This window comes from Rothia sp. HMSC078H08 (assembly GCF_001808955.1).
GTDB lineage: Bacteria > Actinomycetota > Actinomycetes > Actinomycetales > Micrococcaceae > Rothia.
Genome location: NZ_KV795254.1, coordinates 103,503 through 120,950 on the forward strand (window position 1 = coordinate 103,503; position 17,448 = coordinate 120,950).

At 60.1% G+C, this 17,448-nt stretch carries 15 protein-coding genes; 10 read left to right on the plus strand and 5 right to left on the minus strand.

Annotated features, from left to right (window positions below):
* Positions 1–215: 215 nt before the first annotated feature.
* From HMPREF2528_RS04030 to ilvA, 4 genes are all read left to right on the plus strand, one after another.
* Entirely contained in the window at positions 216–1,100 is an 885-nt protein-coding gene (locus HMPREF2528_RS04030) for a Cof-type HAD-IIB family hydrolase (RefSeq protein ID WP_044150733.1), read from the plus strand.
* A 197-nt stretch (positions 1,101–1,297) separates the two neighbouring features.
* Positions 1,298–2,287: a Bax inhibitor-1/YccA family protein gene (locus HMPREF2528_RS04035; protein ID WP_044150729.1), complete on the plus strand. Its 990-nt coding sequence runs from the start codon at positions 1,298–1,300 to the stop codon at positions 2,285–2,287.
* Between the two features lie 172 nt (positions 2,288–2,459).
* On the plus strand, positions 2,460–3,734 hold the full coding sequence (locus HMPREF2528_RS04040) for an AI-2E family transporter (protein WP_049358313.1): 1,275 nt from the start codon (positions 2,460–2,462) through the stop codon (positions 3,732–3,734).
* A 233-nt stretch (positions 3,735–3,967) separates the two neighbouring features.
* Entirely contained in the window at positions 3,968–5,221 is a 1,254-nt protein-coding gene (ilvA, locus tag HMPREF2528_RS04045; protein ID WP_049358314.1) for a threonine ammonia-lyase, read from the plus strand.
* A gap of 171 nt (positions 5,222–5,392) precedes the next feature.
* On the opposite strand, the gene greA is transcribed toward ilvA, so the two are convergent.
* On the minus strand, positions 5,393–5,890 hold the full coding sequence (gene greA, locus HMPREF2528_RS04050) for a transcription elongation factor GreA (protein WP_070507873.1): 498 nt from the start codon (positions 5,888–5,890) through the stop codon (positions 5,393–5,395).
* A 419-nt stretch (positions 5,891–6,309) separates the two neighbouring features.
* Between greA and mca the strand changes: the two genes are divergently transcribed.
* The 5 genes from mca to HMPREF2528_RS04075 all read left to right on the plus strand — a co-directional run bounded on the left by mca (position 6,310) and on the right by HMPREF2528_RS04075 (position 11,569).
* Positions 6,310–7,281, plus strand: coding sequence for a mycothiol conjugate amidase Mca (gene mca / locus HMPREF2528_RS04055; RefSeq protein WP_070507871.1), 972 nt, complete (start codon positions 6,310–6,312; stop codon positions 7,279–7,281).
* 279 nt (positions 7,282–7,560) lie between these two features.
* Complete coding sequence (gene uppS / locus HMPREF2528_RS04060) at positions 7,561–8,370, plus strand: polyprenyl diphosphate synthase (RefSeq protein ID WP_005508943.1); 810 nt, start codon at positions 7,561–7,563, stop codon at positions 8,368–8,370.
* A gap of 103 nt (positions 8,371–8,473) precedes the next feature.
* Complete coding sequence (locus tag HMPREF2528_RS04065) at positions 8,474–9,001, plus strand: prepilin peptidase (RefSeq protein ID WP_070507869.1); 528 nt, start codon at positions 8,474–8,476, stop codon at positions 8,999–9,001.
* 127 nt (positions 9,002–9,128) lie between these two features.
* Positions 9,129–9,635, plus strand: coding sequence for an NUDIX hydrolase (locus tag HMPREF2528_RS04070; protein ID WP_049342934.1), 507 nt, complete (start codon positions 9,129–9,131; stop codon positions 9,633–9,635).
* 182 nt (positions 9,636–9,817) lie between these two features.
* The gene (locus HMPREF2528_RS04075) at positions 9,818–11,569 is read left to right on the plus strand and encodes a pyruvate dehydrogenase (RefSeq protein ID WP_049350049.1); all 1,752 of its coding nucleotides are present in this window, start codon (positions 9,818–9,820) and stop codon (positions 11,567–11,569) included.
* A 178-nt stretch (positions 11,570–11,747) separates the two neighbouring features.
* On the opposite strand, the gene HMPREF2528_RS04080 is transcribed toward HMPREF2528_RS04075, so the two are convergent.
* Together HMPREF2528_RS04080 and HMPREF2528_RS04085 are read right to left on the minus strand one after the other, a co-directional pair.
* Complete coding sequence (locus HMPREF2528_RS04080) at positions 11,748–13,154, minus strand: class II fumarate hydratase (RefSeq protein ID WP_049354998.1); 1,407 nt, start codon at positions 13,152–13,154, stop codon at positions 11,748–11,750.
* A gap of 224 nt (positions 13,155–13,378) precedes the next feature.
* A complete protein-coding gene (locus tag HMPREF2528_RS04085) occupies positions 13,379–14,098 on the minus strand; it encodes a carbonic anhydrase (protein WP_005508935.1) in 720 nt (239 codons plus the stop codon).
* 417 nt (positions 14,099–14,515) lie between these two features.
* Between HMPREF2528_RS04085 and glpX the strand changes: the two genes are divergently transcribed.
* Positions 14,516–15,523, plus strand: a complete 1,008-nt coding sequence (gene glpX / locus HMPREF2528_RS04090) for a class II fructose-bisphosphatase (protein WP_049327916.1) — start codon at positions 14,516–14,518, stop codon at positions 15,521–15,523.
* 215 nt (positions 15,524–15,738) lie between these two features.
* Here glpX and HMPREF2528_RS04095 read toward each other — a convergent pair whose 3' ends face one another.
* The gene (locus HMPREF2528_RS04095; protein ID WP_049362316.1) at positions 15,739–16,740 is read right to left on the minus strand and encodes a lipid II:glycine glycyltransferase FemX; all 1,002 of its coding nucleotides are present in this window, start codon (positions 16,738–16,740) and stop codon (positions 15,739–15,741) included.
* A gap of 19 nt (positions 16,741–16,759) precedes the next feature.
* Positions 16,760–17,398: a 5-(carboxyamino)imidazole ribonucleotide mutase gene (gene purE / locus HMPREF2528_RS04100; RefSeq protein WP_049350050.1), complete on the minus strand. Its 639-nt coding sequence runs from the start codon at positions 17,396–17,398 to the stop codon at positions 16,760–16,762.
* Between the last annotated feature and the right edge of the window lie 50 nt (positions 17,399–17,448).

Consider the following 17,448-nt stretch of genomic DNA (forward strand, 5'->3'; position numbering starts at 1 on the left):
GGGGGGGGGGGGGGGGGTAAAAGACGATGCCCCCGACCAGTTCGGTTGCCATGGGGATGCCCACCTGCTCGAAGGAAGCGATGGTACCCGCGGGCTCCACGCTCAAAAACGCCCGCATACCGTCTTCCGGAGCTTAAAAACGTGAGACCCTAGAAGAGACACAGCCACAGATACACCCCAACCTGAACGGGGGAGCAGAGTCAGAAAGGCACAGCATGCAGACTAAACCCTCCATCATTGCCGTCGATATGGACGGCACCTTCCTCACCGACTCCAAAACCTTCGACACCGAACGGTTCGCGCGCATCCTGCCCCGCCTGCAGGCGCAGGGCATCCACTTTGTTGTGGCGAGCGGAAACACCTACGCCAAGCTGCAGGACTATATGCGCGGCTTCGAGAACCAGGGTCTCATCTATATCGCTGAAAACGGTGCGTATCTTGCCGATGAGAGTGGCAAGCTTGCCGTGCATCCCTTTCTGGACGAAGATGTGCCGCGCATTATTGAGGTAGTGCAGGGATTGGACCGGATCGGTCTGCTGGTTTGCACCACCGAAGGTATCTACCTGCCCAAGGACCGTTGCGACCAGATTGTGCACATGATTCGCGGCTATTTTGAAGACACCGGTCAGGAGCTTCCCGAAACCCTCACGTTGGAGGACTTTGCGGCGTTCTTCTTCCCCGGCTCGGTCATGGTTGACTCTGTTGAGGATTTTGAGGGCGCACCCATTAAGTTCCCGCTGTTGACTCCGCCTAAGCAGACGCAGCAGTTGAGCGTTTACCTGCGTGAGGTTCTTCCGCAGACCGTCACTCCGATGGTTAGCGGCTTCGGTGCCATTGATCTGGTGCGTACCGGTGTCAATAAGGCGACCGGTCTGGAGGACCTGTGCGAGCGTCTGGATGCTGATCCGGCGGGCATTCTTGCCTTCGGTGACGGTGAGAACGACATGGAAATGCTCCGCTACGCGGGCTGGGGTGTTGCCATGTCTAATGCCCCGGAGGTTGTGCGAAATGCTGCTGATGAGGTGATTGGCTCGAACGAGGAACAGGCAGTTCTGGAGTATCTGGAACAGCTCCTGGACCGTTTGGAAGCTTCGCACTAGACGCTTCACAAAGAGACGCGCAGAAGCCTTTGCATGCGGGGCGGCGCGGGCCTGGGTGAACCTCAGGTAAACACCGCCCTGAAATATTCTGGCAAGGTCGCTAGAAGCCCATGCTGGTAACGAACAGCGCCCGTGAGCACAGAATCTATCCGATATAATTAACAGAATTAGTTTTGTACCCGTTTAAGGAGAGAAAGATGGCGGGAAACCCGCTTCTGAATTCAATGACGAAGAATGTCACTCAGGGTGACTCTCGTTTCGGTCGTTTTGGTGCGCAGCCGCAGCAGACCAGCCAGCAGGCGCAGTACGGTCAGCAGGCACAGTACGGTCAGCAGCAGACCTATGGCCAGTACGGTCAGCAGTATGATCAGCAGGGCTACGGCCAGAACACCTACGGCCAGCAGCCCTATGGCCAGCAGTATGGTCAGCCCCAGTACGGTCAGCAGGCACAGTACGGCCAGCCGTACGGTGAGGCTGACTACGGCGTAGCAGCCCCCACCTACTCGGAGCCCATCCCCGCCGGTGAGCGCCTGACCATGAACGATGTCTTGGTTAAGACCGGTATCAACCTGGGCCTGGTCGCTGTCGGTGCCGCTGTTGCATGGAATGCACCGGTGCTGCTGCTCCTGGGCATGGTTGGCGGTCTGGTCCTGGGTCTGGTGAACTCCTTCAAGAAGAAGGTTTCCCCGATTCTGGTCATGACCTACGCGCTCATGGAAGGTCTGCTACTCGGTGGTCTGTCCGCTGTTGTGGATATGCGCTACCCCGGCGTGGCAGTTCAGGCGGTTCTGGCAACCCTCGTGGTTGCGGGTGTGACCCTGGCTCTCTTCGCCAACGGCAAGATTCGCACCACCCCCAAGCTGAATAAGATTTTCATGATTGGTGCGCTCAGCTACCTGGGTTACGGCCTGGTGTCCATGCTGACCGCGGGTATCTTCGGTTCCTCGCTGAACAGCTTCTCTATTGGTGGTATTCCGCTGGGCCTGGTGGTTGGTCTGTTCGCTGTTGCGCTGGCAACCTACTCGCTGCTGCTGGACTTCACCACCACCTCCGAGGCTGTGGAGGCTGGCCTGCCCGAGCGTGAGTCTTGGCGCCTTGCTTTCGGCCTGACCGCTTCTCTGGTCTGGCTGTATGTTGAGATCCTGCGTGTTCTCATGTACCTGGCAAGCATCTTTAGCAACGACTAAAGCTCGTTATGAGGCGGCGGTACCGTGATGGTGCCGCCGCCTTTGCCGCTTTACTTCCCCGATGTATCGAGGCGCAGGGGAGGGGCGCAACAACATCACCACATACCGCCTCCGCTGGGGCAGCCGAAGCTGCCCCGCGCGGGCGCGACACCGATAACGATTTGGAGACACCGTGAAAATTACACCTATTGCAGAAGAACATGTAGCCGAGGAGAAGCGCGGCTACCGGGTGCCTTTTGCTATGGAAGTTGCTGGTGCTTGGGCGTGGCGCATCATTATGATTGCCGGTGCCGGTTGGATCCTTTGGAAGGGCCTGGGGCACGTCTCCCTGCTGGTTATTTCTCTTCTGGTGGCTCTGCTGCTGGCGGCTCTGCTGAGCCCCGCCGTGATGCTTCTGCGTAAGAAGGGCGTTCGTGCCGGTGGCGCGGCGGCTATTGCCGAAATCGGTATGATTCTGGTGCTCGCCGGTATTATTTCGCTGACCGGTCAGCAGATTCTGCGCGGTTTTGTGTCCATGGCGGATAAGGCGATGCAGGGCTACCAGCAGCTGATTGGTTGGCTGAAGGACCTCGGTTACGAGTTCGGTGCAGACCAGCTGAACCAGCTGCTGGAACAGATGGAGAGTGCTGCAACCAATAACCCCAGCTCCGTGCTGCACGGTGTGTCTCGGGTGGGTTCGACTGCGGCTGAGGTTGCAACCGGCACCCTGTTGACCCTGTTTACCCTGGTCTTCTTCCTGATGGAGGGCGAGCGTATCTGGCTGTTCGTCACCCGCCTCTTCCCGAAGGATGCGCGTGCCGCCGTCAACGGTGCGGGTCGTGCGGGTTGGAAGTCCCTGGGCGCGTACGTGCGCGTTCAGATTCTGGTGGCGGCTATTGACGCTATCGGCATTGGCATTGGTGCCGCAATTCTGGGCGTGCCGCTGGCTATCCCGCTGGGTGTGCTGGTCTTCCTCGGCTCCTTCGTTCCGGTGATTGGTGCTCTCATTTCCGGTGCTGTGGCTGTGCTGCTGGCGCTGGTTGCTCTGGGCCCGGTGCAGGCGCTGATTATGCTCGGTATTGTTCTGCTGGTTCAGCAGCTCGAATCCCACATTCTGCAGCCGCTCATTATGGGTAAGGCTGTCTCCCTGCACCCGCTGGCGGTTATTTTCTCGGTGGCTGGTGGATCCATGATTTTTGGTGCGGTGGGTGCTCTGTTCGCTGTGCCGACTCTGGCTGTGGTCAACGCGGTGGTGCGTTACCTGGCGAACCGTGACTGGGAGAAGGAAGCACCTCGTGAGGAGGAGTTCCTCTTCCCGCACGAGGTGGCTCGCCGCGAGCAGGCTGAGGAGAAGGCCCAGGAACGGCAGGAGAGCGTCAAGAATCTGGCCTCCCGGGTGCCGAGCCGTCAGAAGGCTGAGGAGCCTGAGAACCAGGCTTCCGAGGCTTCGGACTCCTCCGAAGACTAGGGGCCTGCATCGAGCGGGAGGTTTTGGCGTAGGGCACCCCGCCACCCTCGATAACGCACCGCTAACTCGTCCCGGCGATACCGCCGGCCGCGATGCCGTCTACGGCGGTGTCTCGCCAGGGGGCTACTTGCGACCGGGTAGCCCCCTTCGCTGTACCCATCCTCTAAAATGGGATGAGCAATACATCACCATCCCGCGCCCGCGGGACAACGCACCGTCAGAATGGAAAACCCGTGAGCGTAGATCTCGACTCCCTGCCCGTGACCATTACCGATATTGAACGTGCCGCAGAGCTGCTCGAAGGCGTTATTGAACGCACCCCGGTCGCCCATTCGCGTGCCCTGAGCCAGCGCCTGGGTTCCGAGGTGTTCTTCAAGTGTGAGAACCTGCAACGCGCCGGTTCGTTCAAGGTGCGCGGCGCGTATGTGCGCATGGCAAAGCTCTCCGAGGAGGAGAAGAAGCGCGGCGTCGTGGCGGCGAGTGCAGGTAACCACGCTCAGGGTGTGGCTCTGGCTGCTGACCGTCTGGGCATTAAGGCTCGCATTTACATGCCGCTGGGTGCGGCACTGCCTAAGATTACCGCAACCCGCGATCACGGCGCTGAGGTTGAGCTGCACGGCCTGACCGTGGATGAGGCTCTGGCGGAGGCGAAGCGCTACGCCGAAGAGACCGGCGCGGTGTTCGTGCACCCCTTCGACAATGAAGACATTATTGCCGGTCAGGGCACTATCGGTCTGGAAATCCTGGAGCAGGTTCCGGACGTTGACACCGTGATTGTGGGTGTTGGCGGCGGCGGTCTGCTTGCTGGTCTGTCCGCTGCTATCCGCGCGAAGGAGCAGAAGCTCGGTAAGAAGATCAAGATTATTGGTGTTCAGGCAGAGCACGCGGCGGCGTACCCGCTGTCGCTGGCTGCGGATGCTCTGGTGCCGCTGAAGAAGGTTTCCACCATCGCTGATGGTATTGCGGTGGGTCGCCCCGGCCAGATGCCTTTCTCCATCATCAAGGAGCTGGTGGACGATGTGGCGACCGTGAGTGAAGACGATATTGCTCGCGCCCTGATCTTCCTGATGGAACGTAACAAGCTTGTGGTGGAGCCTGCCGGTTCGGTGCCCGTGGCGGCGCTGATGAATGGCAAGCTGAAGGAAGAGTACGGCGACCTGGGTACGGTCGTGTGTGTGCTCTCCGGCGGCAATATTGACCCGATGCTGATGCTGAAGGTGATTCAGCGCGGTCTGTCTGCGGCTGGCCGCTACATGACCGTGAAGATGATGCTGTCTGACCGTCCGGGTGAGCTGGCGACCATTTCCCGCATTATTTCTGAGAATGATGCGAACGTGACCGGTGTGGATCACACCCGTGTGGGTGGTTCGCTGTCCATGGGTGACGTGTCGATTACGATCGACATGGAGACCAAGGGCGTGGAGCATTGCCGCCAGGTGATTTCTGCCCTGGAGGATGAGGGTTTCAAGCCCATCATCGTCTACTAAGCCGATATATTTATTAGCCGACGAGCTATAGCGTTGCCTCGAATCGGAAGGGTGGAGGCAACCAGATAGGCGCACGCAGGCAGACAAAAAACAGTGCGGGGTGCTGACCGTTATAGTCAGCACCCCGCACTGTTTGTTTTAAATCTAGCGCTGTCTCTTAGCCCTAACTTCTTAGCCCAGGTAGGGGGTTGCGGAGATAATCTTGGCGCTCAGTTCCTTACCGTTCGGAGCGGTGTAGGTGACTTCGTCACCCTGCTTAGCGCCCATAATTGCTGCGCCGAGGGGGGACTTCTCAGAGAAGACCTTCAGGTCGCTACCTGCCGGCAGAGTGTCCTCAATTTCGCGGGAGCCGAGCAGGAACTTCAGGGTGCGTCCGGCAACCTCAGCTTCGATAACCATGCCGTGTTCTACCACGCCGTCGTCAGCGGGAGTGTCGCCGATGTGCGCGGTTTCCAGCAGGTGCTTGAGCTGCTTGATGCGAGCTTCGTTCTTAGCCTGCTCGTCGCGTGCTGCGTGGTAGCCGCCGTTCTCGCGGAGGTCACCCTCGTCGCGTGCCTGCGCGATGCGGTCAACGATTTCCTGGCGGTACGGGCCGGAGAGGTGCTCCAGCTCCTGGGTGAGGCGGTCGAAGGCGTCCTGAGTGAGCCATGCACCGGTGTTTTCAGCCATGCGTGTCCTTTGCTTATGCGCCGGCTCTGCCGGTGCGAAACGAATAAACCCGCTACCGCGTGCCGCGTTCAATGCGCGGCGGTACCGGTAACGGAATGAATCAACAGACCTATTCTAGAGCACCGGAGGATTTTCGGCTGTTATGCCGGTCGTATCTTCCCCTCTGAGCGCATCTTCGTCGGTACGCACGCCTGTAGCTGAACGCTCCGCCAGCATCAGCCTGTTTCATGCCCAAGAATCTGCTGATATGACGGCATGTTTCACGATGTCACACGGCGTCATCTGCGCTAGTGTACCGGCGCTATCCTTGGGTATCATACGAGAAGCTACAACCGTAAAATTTCTGCCGTGTAGCGCTCGTATTCGCGAGTCACAGACACATCATCGACCCCCTGGCGCATCACCTAAAGGAGACCACCGTGAGCGAAGCCATTGAACAGCTGAAGGCAAATCTGCCGACTCACCCTCCCGTGGACTCCCTCAAACCGCTGGAGGAGGACTACACCGGTCTGCGCATCCTCGCGGTGCACGCCCACCCGGATGACGAGTCCTCCAAGGGTGCCGGTACCGCCTCGGCGTATATTGCCCGTGGCGCCCGCTTCATGGTGGCGACGATGACCGGCGGCGAGCGCGGTGACATCCTGAATGAGGAGATCGATAAAAGCCCGCGTGCGCACCGCGACCTACCGGGTCTGCGCCGTGCTGAGATGGCGGCTGCCCGCGAGATTATGGGTATTGAACACCGCTGGATTGGCTTCTTCGACTCTGGCCTGCCCGAGGGCGACCCGATGCCGCCGCTTCCCTTCGGTAGCTTTGGCACCATGCCCCTGGACCGTGCCGCCGCGCCGCTCGTGCGTCTGGTGCGTGAGTACCGCCCGCACATCATCATCACCTATGACGAAATCGGCGGCTACCCGCACCCCGACCACATCATGACCCACAAGGTTGCCGTGGAGGCCTTCGAGAAGGCGGGCGACCCGGATGCCTACGTGGGTGAGGGCGAGCCCTGGACCCCGCTGAAGCTCTACTACGACCGCGCATTCAACCCCGAACGCACCCTCGCCCTGCACGAGCATCTGCTCGATACGCACGGTGAGAGCCTGCTGAGCGGCTGGATTGAGAACCTCGCGCACCGCGCCTCCTCGGGTGAGGCGCCTCGCCACGAGACTACGACCCGCATCCTGGTGACCGATCACTTTGAGCAGCGCGATCAGGCTTTGCGCGCGCACGCCTCGCAGGTGGACCCGAACGGCGTGTTCTTCGCCGTTCCCAGTGAACAGCTGAAGGACATTTGGCCCTGGGAGGACTACACGCTGGCCGCCTCGCATACTGAGGTTCAGCTGCCCGAATCTAGCCTGGACGAGGGCCTGAGCGACTACTACGTTATCTAGGCTGGGGCGTAGCGCCCCGCGCGTTACAATGATGCCCTTCACCCACGATATGAGTCGTAGGTGAAGGGCATCATCCATTCTTAGGCACGCGATGTCTGCACCCCTGCACGCAACTCCGAATGCCACCACCAGATGCCACAAATTTTGAGCCGATTCTCAGCCCAACCGTGATGCCGATTGCCGCGAAGGTACGGCGCGGCGGCGTAGAATAAGAGCTTGGGCTCTTTCGTTATGAGCCTGCTGAATTATCTGCCACGACAGCCGAATGAGGTATGAGCTATGAGCGCCAACGCCCTGCCCGTGATTACTGTGCACGGCCACGCCAGCAACCCCGGCACTGTCACTGAGCCTACCGTCTATGAGCAGGCTCTGGCGCGCTCGCTGAGCCCCGAATCCCTGCCGGCACATATTGGAGTGCTGGTGGACGGTAACCGCCGCTGGGCGGCTCAGCGCGGCTTGAGCACCCGTGAGGGCCACGCCGCCGGTGCGGAGCGAATTATTGATTTTCTGGCCTGGTGTACTGAGCTGTCGATTCCGCAGGTGAGCCTGTACATGCTCTCCACTGAGAACCTGAAGCGCCCCGAGAAGGAGCTGACCGGCCTGGTCGCTGTGATTGATGCATTTCTGGTGCGTCTGGTGGAGTCCGCCTGCGGTCCGGTGCGCGCTATCGGCAATATTGACCTGATTCCTCGCCAGCTGCACGAGCGCCTGGACTGGGCGATTGAGCAGACTGCGCACCTACCCGGTGTCCGTGTGAACATTGCGGTCGGCTACGGCGGCCGCCAGGAGATTGTGGACGCGGTCCGATCGGTTCTGCGTGAGGCTGCCGCTGAGGGCGCATCCTTGGACTCGCTTGCCGAACAGCTGAGTGTGGAGGATATTTCTTCGCACCTGTACACCGCCGATATGCCCGACCCGGACCTGCTGATTCGCACTTCGGGCGAGCAGCGCCTGTCCGGTTTCATGACCTGGCAGAGCGCGTATTCTGAGTTTTATTTCTGCCGCGCCCTGTGGCCGGATTTCACACGCGTTGATTTTCTGCGTGCCCTGCGGGATTACGCGAACCGTTCCCGCCGTTTCGGCTCCTAGAACTTATACGCTCTAGCACCGGTGGTGTTGGCCTCTCGGTTCTTGTCTCCCCGGCTAGCAGCCTCCGGTAGTACAGCCCCCAGCATTACAGAATGGACGTTCTATGCTCGCTGAGCTTTCCCGCCTCTACAGCGCAGGCGGCGCCTCCGTTATTGCCGCTCTGGTGCTCGGCAGCTACCTGCTGTATTTTTTGTGGTGCACCCTGCGACTGTGGCGTATTGACGTGCGCGAGCACCGTCTGCCCCACCGCATCCTGATTCCTCTGGCTATTGCCACCTATACGGCTCTGCCGGTGTCTTTGCTTTTTGCGGGCCGTCCCGCCGATATTTGGCGCGTGATTGGTGCCGGTCTGGTGCTGTGGTTCTGCTACCTGCTTCTGCGTATCCTGTCCTTTGGCGCGCTGGGCCGCGGGGATGTGAAGCTTGCCGGCATTCTGGGCGGCGTGCTCGGGTACCTGTCCTGGGCGAACCTGGGCTGGGCGTCGCTGGTGACGTTCCTTGCCGGTGGTCTGGTGTCTTTGGCTCTAGTGCTGTTCACGAAGGCGCGCGGTAGCACCCGCATTGCGTTCGGCCCGTTTATGCTTCTGGGTGCGCTGGTGGCGTTGGCTGCTCCGGTGTATTCTCTGTGGTAGATTCCGAAGTAGGGCGACCGTCCGGCTAAGTGGCGGGTTCGTTCTTCGTGCGGTTCGCGGCTGTTTGCTCTGCTCCCTAGCACCTATTTCTCGGCAGAACTGCCGGGGCTTTTGAAAGGTTGATGTTATGCCTACTCCTCCCTATATCCGTAAGCTGCGTGAGCGGATCGGTTCGGATTACCTGTGGCTGTCCGGTGCGACGGCTGTAGTGTACCGTGAGCAGGATTCTAAGGTGCTGCTGGTGCGCCGTAGCGATAACGGGGCGTGGACCCCGATCACGGGCATTGTGGACCCGGGGGAGAGCCCCGCACTGACCTGCCTGCGTGAGGCGCAGGAGGAGGCGAACGTGCAGATTGAGGTGCTGGAGCTGGCGCAGGTGAAGGCTGACCCGCCGATGCAGTTCGGTAATGGTGACCGCTGCCAGTTCTTGGATCATACGTTCTTGTGCCGCTGGGTTTCTGGTGAGGCGAAGGTGAACGATGAGGAGTCTTCGCAGGTGCGTTGGGTGGATGTGTCTGACCCGGCGGAGCGTGCGTTGCTTTCGGAGCGGATGCTGGACCGTATTGATGCAGCGCTGAACTATGACGGCCACTGCCGTTTTGGTTTGGAGTCGGTGCCGCCGGAAGAGGACTAGCCAAGCGAGGGTTGCCCTCCGCCCTGCGCGAACGAGACCCGACTTTATGCCAAGTTGATACACCCTAAGTGTTTTAAAAGCAAGACCTTCTTTGACGAGGAAAGAGTGCTAGTCTGAGGGGATACACAGCGTTCCCCACCGGGCCGTTGCACCCCGTGGAACGCCAACGAAAGAGGGTAATTATGAACTTGGCAGAACAGATTGTCGCACAGCTCGTCGAGGCCGGTGTCACGCGTATCTACGGCGTGGTGGGCGACTCCCTGAACCCCATCGTGGACGCAGTGCGCGCCTCCGGCGGCTCGAAGAACGGCGGTATCGACTGGATTCACGTGCGCCACGAGGAAGCCGCGGCCTTTGCCGCAAGCGCCGAGGCCCAGGTGACCGGTAAGCTGGCCGTGTGCGCCGGCTCATGCGGTCCGGGCAACACCCACCTCATCAACGGTCTCTACGATGCCAACCGCTCCCACGCTCCGGTGCTGGCGATTGCTTCCCACATCCCCTCCGGCCAGATTGGTAGCGGATACTTCCAGGAAACCCACCCCGAGCGCATCTTCGAGGATTGCTCGGTCTACAACGAGATGGCAGTCTCTGGCCACCAGACCCTGCGCATCATCAACTCCGGTATGCGTCACGCTATCGCCCGCCGCGGTGTGGCCGTCGTATCGATTCCCGGCGATATTGCCATCCAGGATGCCGTTGACCACGTGCCCGCATGGGGCGACTACCGCCCCGGCACTATCGTTCCCGATGAGACCACCGTGCGCGACCTGGCCGATCGCATCAACGCGGCCAAGAAGATTTCGATTTTCGCTGGTGCCGGTGTGGCCGGTGCACATGATGAAGTCGTTCAGCTGGCCGACCGTGTCGCGGCTCCCGTGGGCCACACGATGCGCGGTAAGGAGTACATCCAGTACGACAACCCCTTCGATGTGGGAATGACCGGTCTTCTGGGCTACGGTGAGGCCGCAGAGGGTATGAAGGACTCCGACCTGATGCTCCTGCTGGGTACCGACTTCCCCTACGACCAGTTCCTGCCCAACGTGCAGACCGTTCAGATTGACCGTGCCGGCGAGGTGTTGGGCCGCCGTACCAACGTCGACCTGCTGATTGAGGCTGACGTTGCCGCAACCCTGAAGGCCGTTCTGCCCCTCGTGCAGCGCAAGAGCGACCGCTCGTTCCTGGAGAAGCTCCTGAAGAAGAACGAGAAGATCATGACCAAGGTCGTCGGTGCCTACACCCACAACCCCACCAAGGGCAAGATTCACCCCGAGTACGCCGCATCCGTGCTGGATGAGCTGGCCTCCGATGACGCCATCTTCACCGCGGACACCGGCATGTGCAACGTGTGGACCGCCCGCTACATCACCCCCAACGGCAAGCGCCGTCTGCTGGGTTCCTTCCTCCACGGCTCCATGGCGAACGCCATGCCTATGGCCCTGGGCGCCCAGATTGCCGAGCCTAACCGCCAGGTCATCTCGGTCTCGGGTGACGGTGGCCTGTCCATGATGCTGGGTGATATTCTGACAGCGGTCATGTACGATCTGCCGCTGACCATCGTGGTGTTCAACAACTCCACCCTGGGCATGGTGAAGCTTGAGCAGCTGGTTCAGGGCTTCGAGGACTTCGGCGTGGATGTGCCGCTCGTCAACTACGCCGACATCGCAACCGCCGCTGGTTTCCAAGCTCAGCGTGTTGAGAAGGCTGAAGACCTGGAAGGTGCGCTGCGCAACGCCCTGGCTCACCGCGGCCCCTCCCTGGTCGAGATCATTACCGACCCCAACGCTCTGTCGATGCCGCCCGAGGTCGAGGCCAAGCAGATCGTTGGCTTCGCCACCTCGCTCTCCAAGATTGCGCTGAACCGCGGCGCAGCGGAGGCCGTGGCAATGGCTCGCTCGAACCTGCGTAACATGTCCGCGTGGAGGCAGTTCAGCTAGTCCGTAAGGGATGCTTAACGCTACCGGAGGGGCCCGTCGAAAGGCGGGCCCCTCCGTCGTATCTACTACCTTTGCGCACGTGGGAGGCAAGACGAACATAAGAAATCGGGTGTGACGATACCGTGGGAACAGTAGCGCCACACCCGATTCTGTATGCGGTGTGATCAGACGATTTGGATTAGAAGTTGCCCAGCATCTTGGTGACGTCCAGAGCTGCATCCAGCTGCTCCTCAGTCACTTCGCCGCGCTCCACATAACCCAGAGCCACAACTGCCTCACGGACAGTCACCTTGTGAGCCACCGAGTACTTAGCAATCTTCGCAGCAGCTTCGTAACCAATCAGCTTGTTCAGCGGGGTCACGGTCGACGGCGAAGCCTCAGCCAGGAAGCGGCAACGGTCAACGTTAGCGGTCAGACCGTCAATCATCTTCTCCGCCGAAACGCGAGAAACGTTAGCGAGCAGGCGAATCGACTGCAACAGGTTAGCAGCCATCACCGGGATACCCACGTTCAGCTCAAACGCGCCGTTAGTGGAAGACAGAGCAATGGTTGCGTCGTTACCGATAACCTGAGCGGCGACCATGATGGTAGCCTCACAAATCACGGGGTTGACCTTACCGGGCATAATCGAGGAGCCGGGCTGCAGATCGGGGATGTGCAGCTCGCCCAGACCGGTGTTCGGGCCCGAACCCATCCAGCGGATGTCGTTGCTGATCTTCATCAGGCCGTACGCCAGGGTGCGCAGCTGACCGGAAACCTCAATTAGGCCGTCACGGTTAGCCTGAGCCTCGAAGTGGTTACGAGCCTCGGTCAGGGGCAGGCCGGTCTCCTCAGCGAGCAGCTCAATCACGCGAGCGGAGAAGCCGTCGGGGGTGTTAATACCGGTACCCACAGCGGTACCGCCCAGGGGAACCTCAGCCACGCGGGGCAGGGAAGCGTTCACACGCTCAATACCGTAACGCACAGTTGCGGCGTAGCCGGAGAACTCCTGGCCCAGGGTGATGGGGGTTGCGTCCATCAGGTGGGTGCGACCGGACTTCACAACGTCCTTGAACTCAGCAGACTTGCGCTCCAGGGACTCAGCGAGCACCTCGAGAGCGGGAATCAGGTCCTTCACCAGAGCCTCGGTCACAGCAACGTGCACGGAGGTGGGGAAGACGTCGTTGGAGGACTGGGAAGCGTTCACGTGGTCATTGGGGTGAACCTCAATGCCCTTGGACTCCAGGGAACGAGTTGCCAGGGTTGCCAGGACCTCGTTCGCGTTCATGTTCGAGGAGGTACCGGAACCGGTCTGGAAGACGTCAATGGGGAAGTGGGCGTCGTAGTCACCGGTTGCTACCAGATCCGCTGCGTCGCGGATAGCCTGGGCGCGCTCAGCGTCGAGCACCTTGAGTTCCTCATTGGCGGTCGCGGCTGCCTTCTTCACGAGGGCAAGCGCACGAATATGGGCGGATTCGAGGGTCTGACCCGAAATCGGGAAGTTCTCGACTGCGCGCTGGGTCTGTGCACGGTAGAGTGCATCAGCCGGAACGCGAACTTCGCCCATGGTGTCATGTTCAATGCGGTATTCAATGTTTTCAGCCATATCTCTAGGATAGGCGTTCAAAGTGGCTTACGTCGCCTCGAAAAGGTGTCAAAAGAGGAAAAACGCTCATAAATTTTGAGGCGTGAGAAGGCACGTAAAAACCCCGCCCCGGTAGATGTGCGAACACGCTACCGTGGCGGGGGTATCCCATAGAAAAATCTGTTGTTAAGTGCGAGCATGTGGGTTCTCGCGCTAAGGCTCGTAATGAGCGGAGAAGAGGAAACCTAGTCCAGGTTCTCGGCAACCACAACGCGCGGGGGAGTCTTCACGACCACCGGAAGCGTCTGAGTCGGCGGGTTCTGCGCGTCGTTCTTCTCCTCCGGCAGGGTCAGATCCTGCGAACTGAACACCAGCTCCGCCTTACCCTCCTTCAGATGGTAGAAGACACCAATCACGGCGACCTTACCCTCAACCACCGCATCCGAAATGATGTGGGACTGCTCAATAATGCGGATGGCGGTCTGGCGGGTGTGCTCACGCACCATGTCGTTAACGACCGGGTTCTCCGGCAGCTTCGGGGACATCACCGAAGGCAGGATGTGCTGCACCAGGTTACGGATGAAGCCGTGCGGCATCTCACCGGACTCCAAGGACTTGCTGGCCGCAGTCACAGCACCGCAGGAGTCGTGACCGAGAACCATCACAATGGGGGTCTCAAACTCATCAACCGCGTACTCCAACGAACCGAGCGCGGCATTCTCCAGGACGTGGCCGGCGGTACGCACCACGAACGCGTCGCCCAGGCCCAGATCAAAAATAATCTCTGCCGCGAGGCGAGAGTCACCGCAACCGAAAATCGAGGCGAACGGGAACTGACCCGATGCCAGGTCGGTACGGCGAATCGTGTCCTGGTTGGGGTGCTCGTTGCTGCCCTCAACAAAACGGCGGTTACCGTCCTTCAGACGCTTCCATGCTTCTGCGGGAGTCGGTTGGATGCCAGCCATGTGATGCTCCTTAGCGGACAAGTACAGATAACGCATGCCGTCGGAGGCAGCGAATCTGCGAACGGGTATGTGGGGCTTCAGGCGCTCGCGCTGAAGCTGAGTTTCTCGCCGGGAGCCTCCCGGAGAAAGAACCTACCTCAAATATGCCTTAAATATGCGAAAAATAGCTAGTTTGGCACGCCTTCACAACACCCAAAATCAGTGCCTCAGAGCGTATGAAGCGCCGAAGAGAGACGCAGCCCTCACCAATTTGCCGCATCTGCTCACCTTAAAGTCAACACGCACGCAAACTCGTTCAGAACAAGAAAAACGAAGCGCCCGCGCGCTATCCTGAAAGGAGCACTACTGCGTCGGCGACTTCGTGCTGGAAAGAACCAGCCAGCCGACGGTGTATTCAGAAATCTCGAAGGTGAGTCTATGACTACGAACAACAACCACGGCGATCGCAACCTCGCAATGGAACTGGTCCGCGCGACTGAGGCAGCAGCAATTGCTGCAGGCCCCTGGGTCGGCGCAGGCGAAAAGAATCTCGCAGATGGTGCAGCCGTAGACGCAATGCGCTACCGCCTCTCCACCGTCAACTTCAACGGCACCGTTGTCATCGGTGAAGGCGAGAAGGACAAGGCTCCCATGCTGTACAACGGCGAGAACGTCGGCGACGGCTCCGGTCCCTCCCTCGACGTGGCGGTTGACCCCATCGACGGTACCCGCTTGACCGCACTCGGCATGGACAATGCCCTCTCCGTGATTGCTGTGGCAGACGGCGGCACCATGTTCGACCCCTCCGCAGTGTTCTACATGGAGAAGCTGGTCACCGGCCCCGAAGCCGCAGAGTTCGTCGACCTGCGCCTGCCCGTCAAGCAGAACCTGCACCTGGTCGCTAAGGCTAAGGGCAAGAAGGTCAGCGAGCTGACCGTATGCGTGCTGGACCGCCCCCGCCACGCCAAGCTGATCCAGGAGATTCGCGAGGCCGGCGCCCGTACCCGCATCATCCTCGACGGTGACGTCGCCGGCGCTATCGCAGCCTGCCGCGAAAACACCGGCGTGGACCTCATGCTCGGCACCGGCGGCACCCCCGAAGGTGTTGTCGCAGCATGCGCTATCAAGGCAACCGGTGGCGTCATCCAGGGCCGCCTGGCACCGACCGACGAGGCAGAACGTGAAAAGGCACTGGAAGCCGGCCACGACCTCGACCGTGTGCTGACCACCAACGACCTGGTCACCAGCGACAACTGCTTCTTCGCCGCAACCGGTATCACCGACGGCAAGCTGCTGCGCGGCGTGCGCTACAGCAAGAACGTTGTGACCACCCAGTCGCTGGTTATGCGTTCCTCCTCGGGTACCGTGCGTACCGTCGAGGCAGAGCACCGCCTCTCCCGCCTGCGCGAGATTCTCTCGCACACCAAGAGCCCCGAAGAGCAGTAATCTTCGAAGCGCAGTAATCCTCGAAGCGCAGTAATCCTCGAAGGGCAGTAATCTTCGCCCCCGCAAGGGCTGAGGAGCCGCGCTAAGACTCCTCAAACATTGCACATACATACACAGGGAGCCGCCCCCACCGAAGAACTCGGTGAGGGCGGCTCCCTCATGTATTTAGCTTTTAGTTCTCAGGATACGCCCCAGTAAGGACGAGCCTGAACCCGTTAGCGAGAGCGGAAAGACTGAACCTTCGCCTTCGCCTTCGACACAGCATCACGAACTGCCGGACGAGCCTTGTACGCCAGCGTGTAGGCGCGGTAACCCAACGAGGTTACCGGAACATCCCAGGTACCCGGGTACTCCACCGACTCGCCGCCGAAGGACTTCTTGAACTTCGTGAAACCAGCCCACTCGTGATCCGGCTGATCCTCCGGCGCAATACCGAAGAGGTCAACGTACTTCAGACCCTTACGCTTAGCGTCCAGGATAAAGTTCGTCACCACCACAACACCTGCACTAAGGTTGCGGTGCTCAAAAGAAGCCGCAGCGTGCGCGTAGGTGCGGGTGTCATCCGAATCGTACACAAACGCCGCCGCGATCGGGGTGCTCTCACCGTTCTCATCGGTCAGCTTCGCAATGTACAGGGACGCCGCACCGGCGGGCATCAGCACGCGAGCAACCTGCATCAGGTACTCATCCTGCTGACGGTTAAAACCGTTACGGTCCGCGGTTTCCTCGAGGAAGCCGAAGAGAATCGTCATATCCGAGGGATTGGTCGAAACCTCAACGGTCACGCCCTTTTTGTGGAGATTACGATGACGATTACGGTAACTGGGGATCATTCCCTTGAGGATTTCGTCCTCAGAGCCCGAAAGATCAATAATCTGAGTGTGCGAAGGCTGCACCTGGCGAGGAGCCAGAACCGCGCCGCGACGAGCCAGGAAAGTAGCCGCATCCTGATCGCCCCAAATAGCGGATTCAGTGGGTTCAATGCGCACAAACAGGCAACGAAGCTTCGCAGCCTCTTCCTTCAATGACGCGAGAGCCTCATCAAAAGCCACAGCGCTGGAGGCGACCGGTCCGTACGGGCTGTACAGGTAGCGGCCGGTAGCGCCGCCCTCAACGGTTGCAAGGTACGACCAGCCGTTACCGCTCTTACGGATTACGGTGTGACCATTAGATTCCTGAAAACGTGCCCAAATATCGGACTGAAGAATATTGCTCATACTTCTAGTGTATCCGAGCTTAGGGAACGTAAGCCTGGGGCTCCGACGAGGCCTCGGGAGCAGAAGCGGGGCGGGGGGCGGAGGAGCTCTCCTCCGCCTCGCGCTCGGCCGCTGCCTTAGCCTTCGCCTCGGCAACTCGGGTGCGCAGAGCGGCTCCCTTGTCCATCGCGGTCTGGCGCAGATCCTGAGAGAACTGACGCAAATCAGCGTGAACCTGCTGAGCAAACGCATCGGTACCCGAACCCAGAATACGCAGAGCCAGCAGACCCGCATTGCGAGCACCGTTAATGGAGACGGTAGCTACCGGAACACCGGCGGGCATCTGAACAATCGACAGCAGCGAGTCCATGCCCTCGAGGTTCTTCAGACGCACCGGAACACCAATCACAGGCAGAGCGGTGACGGAAGCGAGCATACCGGGCAGGTGAGCGGCGCCGCCGGCGCCAGCAATAATCACGCGAATACCGCGGCTGTGAGCCTTCTTGCCGTACTCAATCATGTCCTCGGGCATGCGGTGTGCAGAAACAACATCAGCCTCGTAAGGGATGCCGAACTCGTCCAGAACCTCGGCTGCGGCCTCCATGACCGACCAATCCGAATCCGAACCCATCACAATGCCAACAATAGGCTGGGAAGAATCATAGGGAGACTGAGACATAATCCTCATATCCTTTCAGGATGCGGTGGCGAACCACCATCATTAGGGGG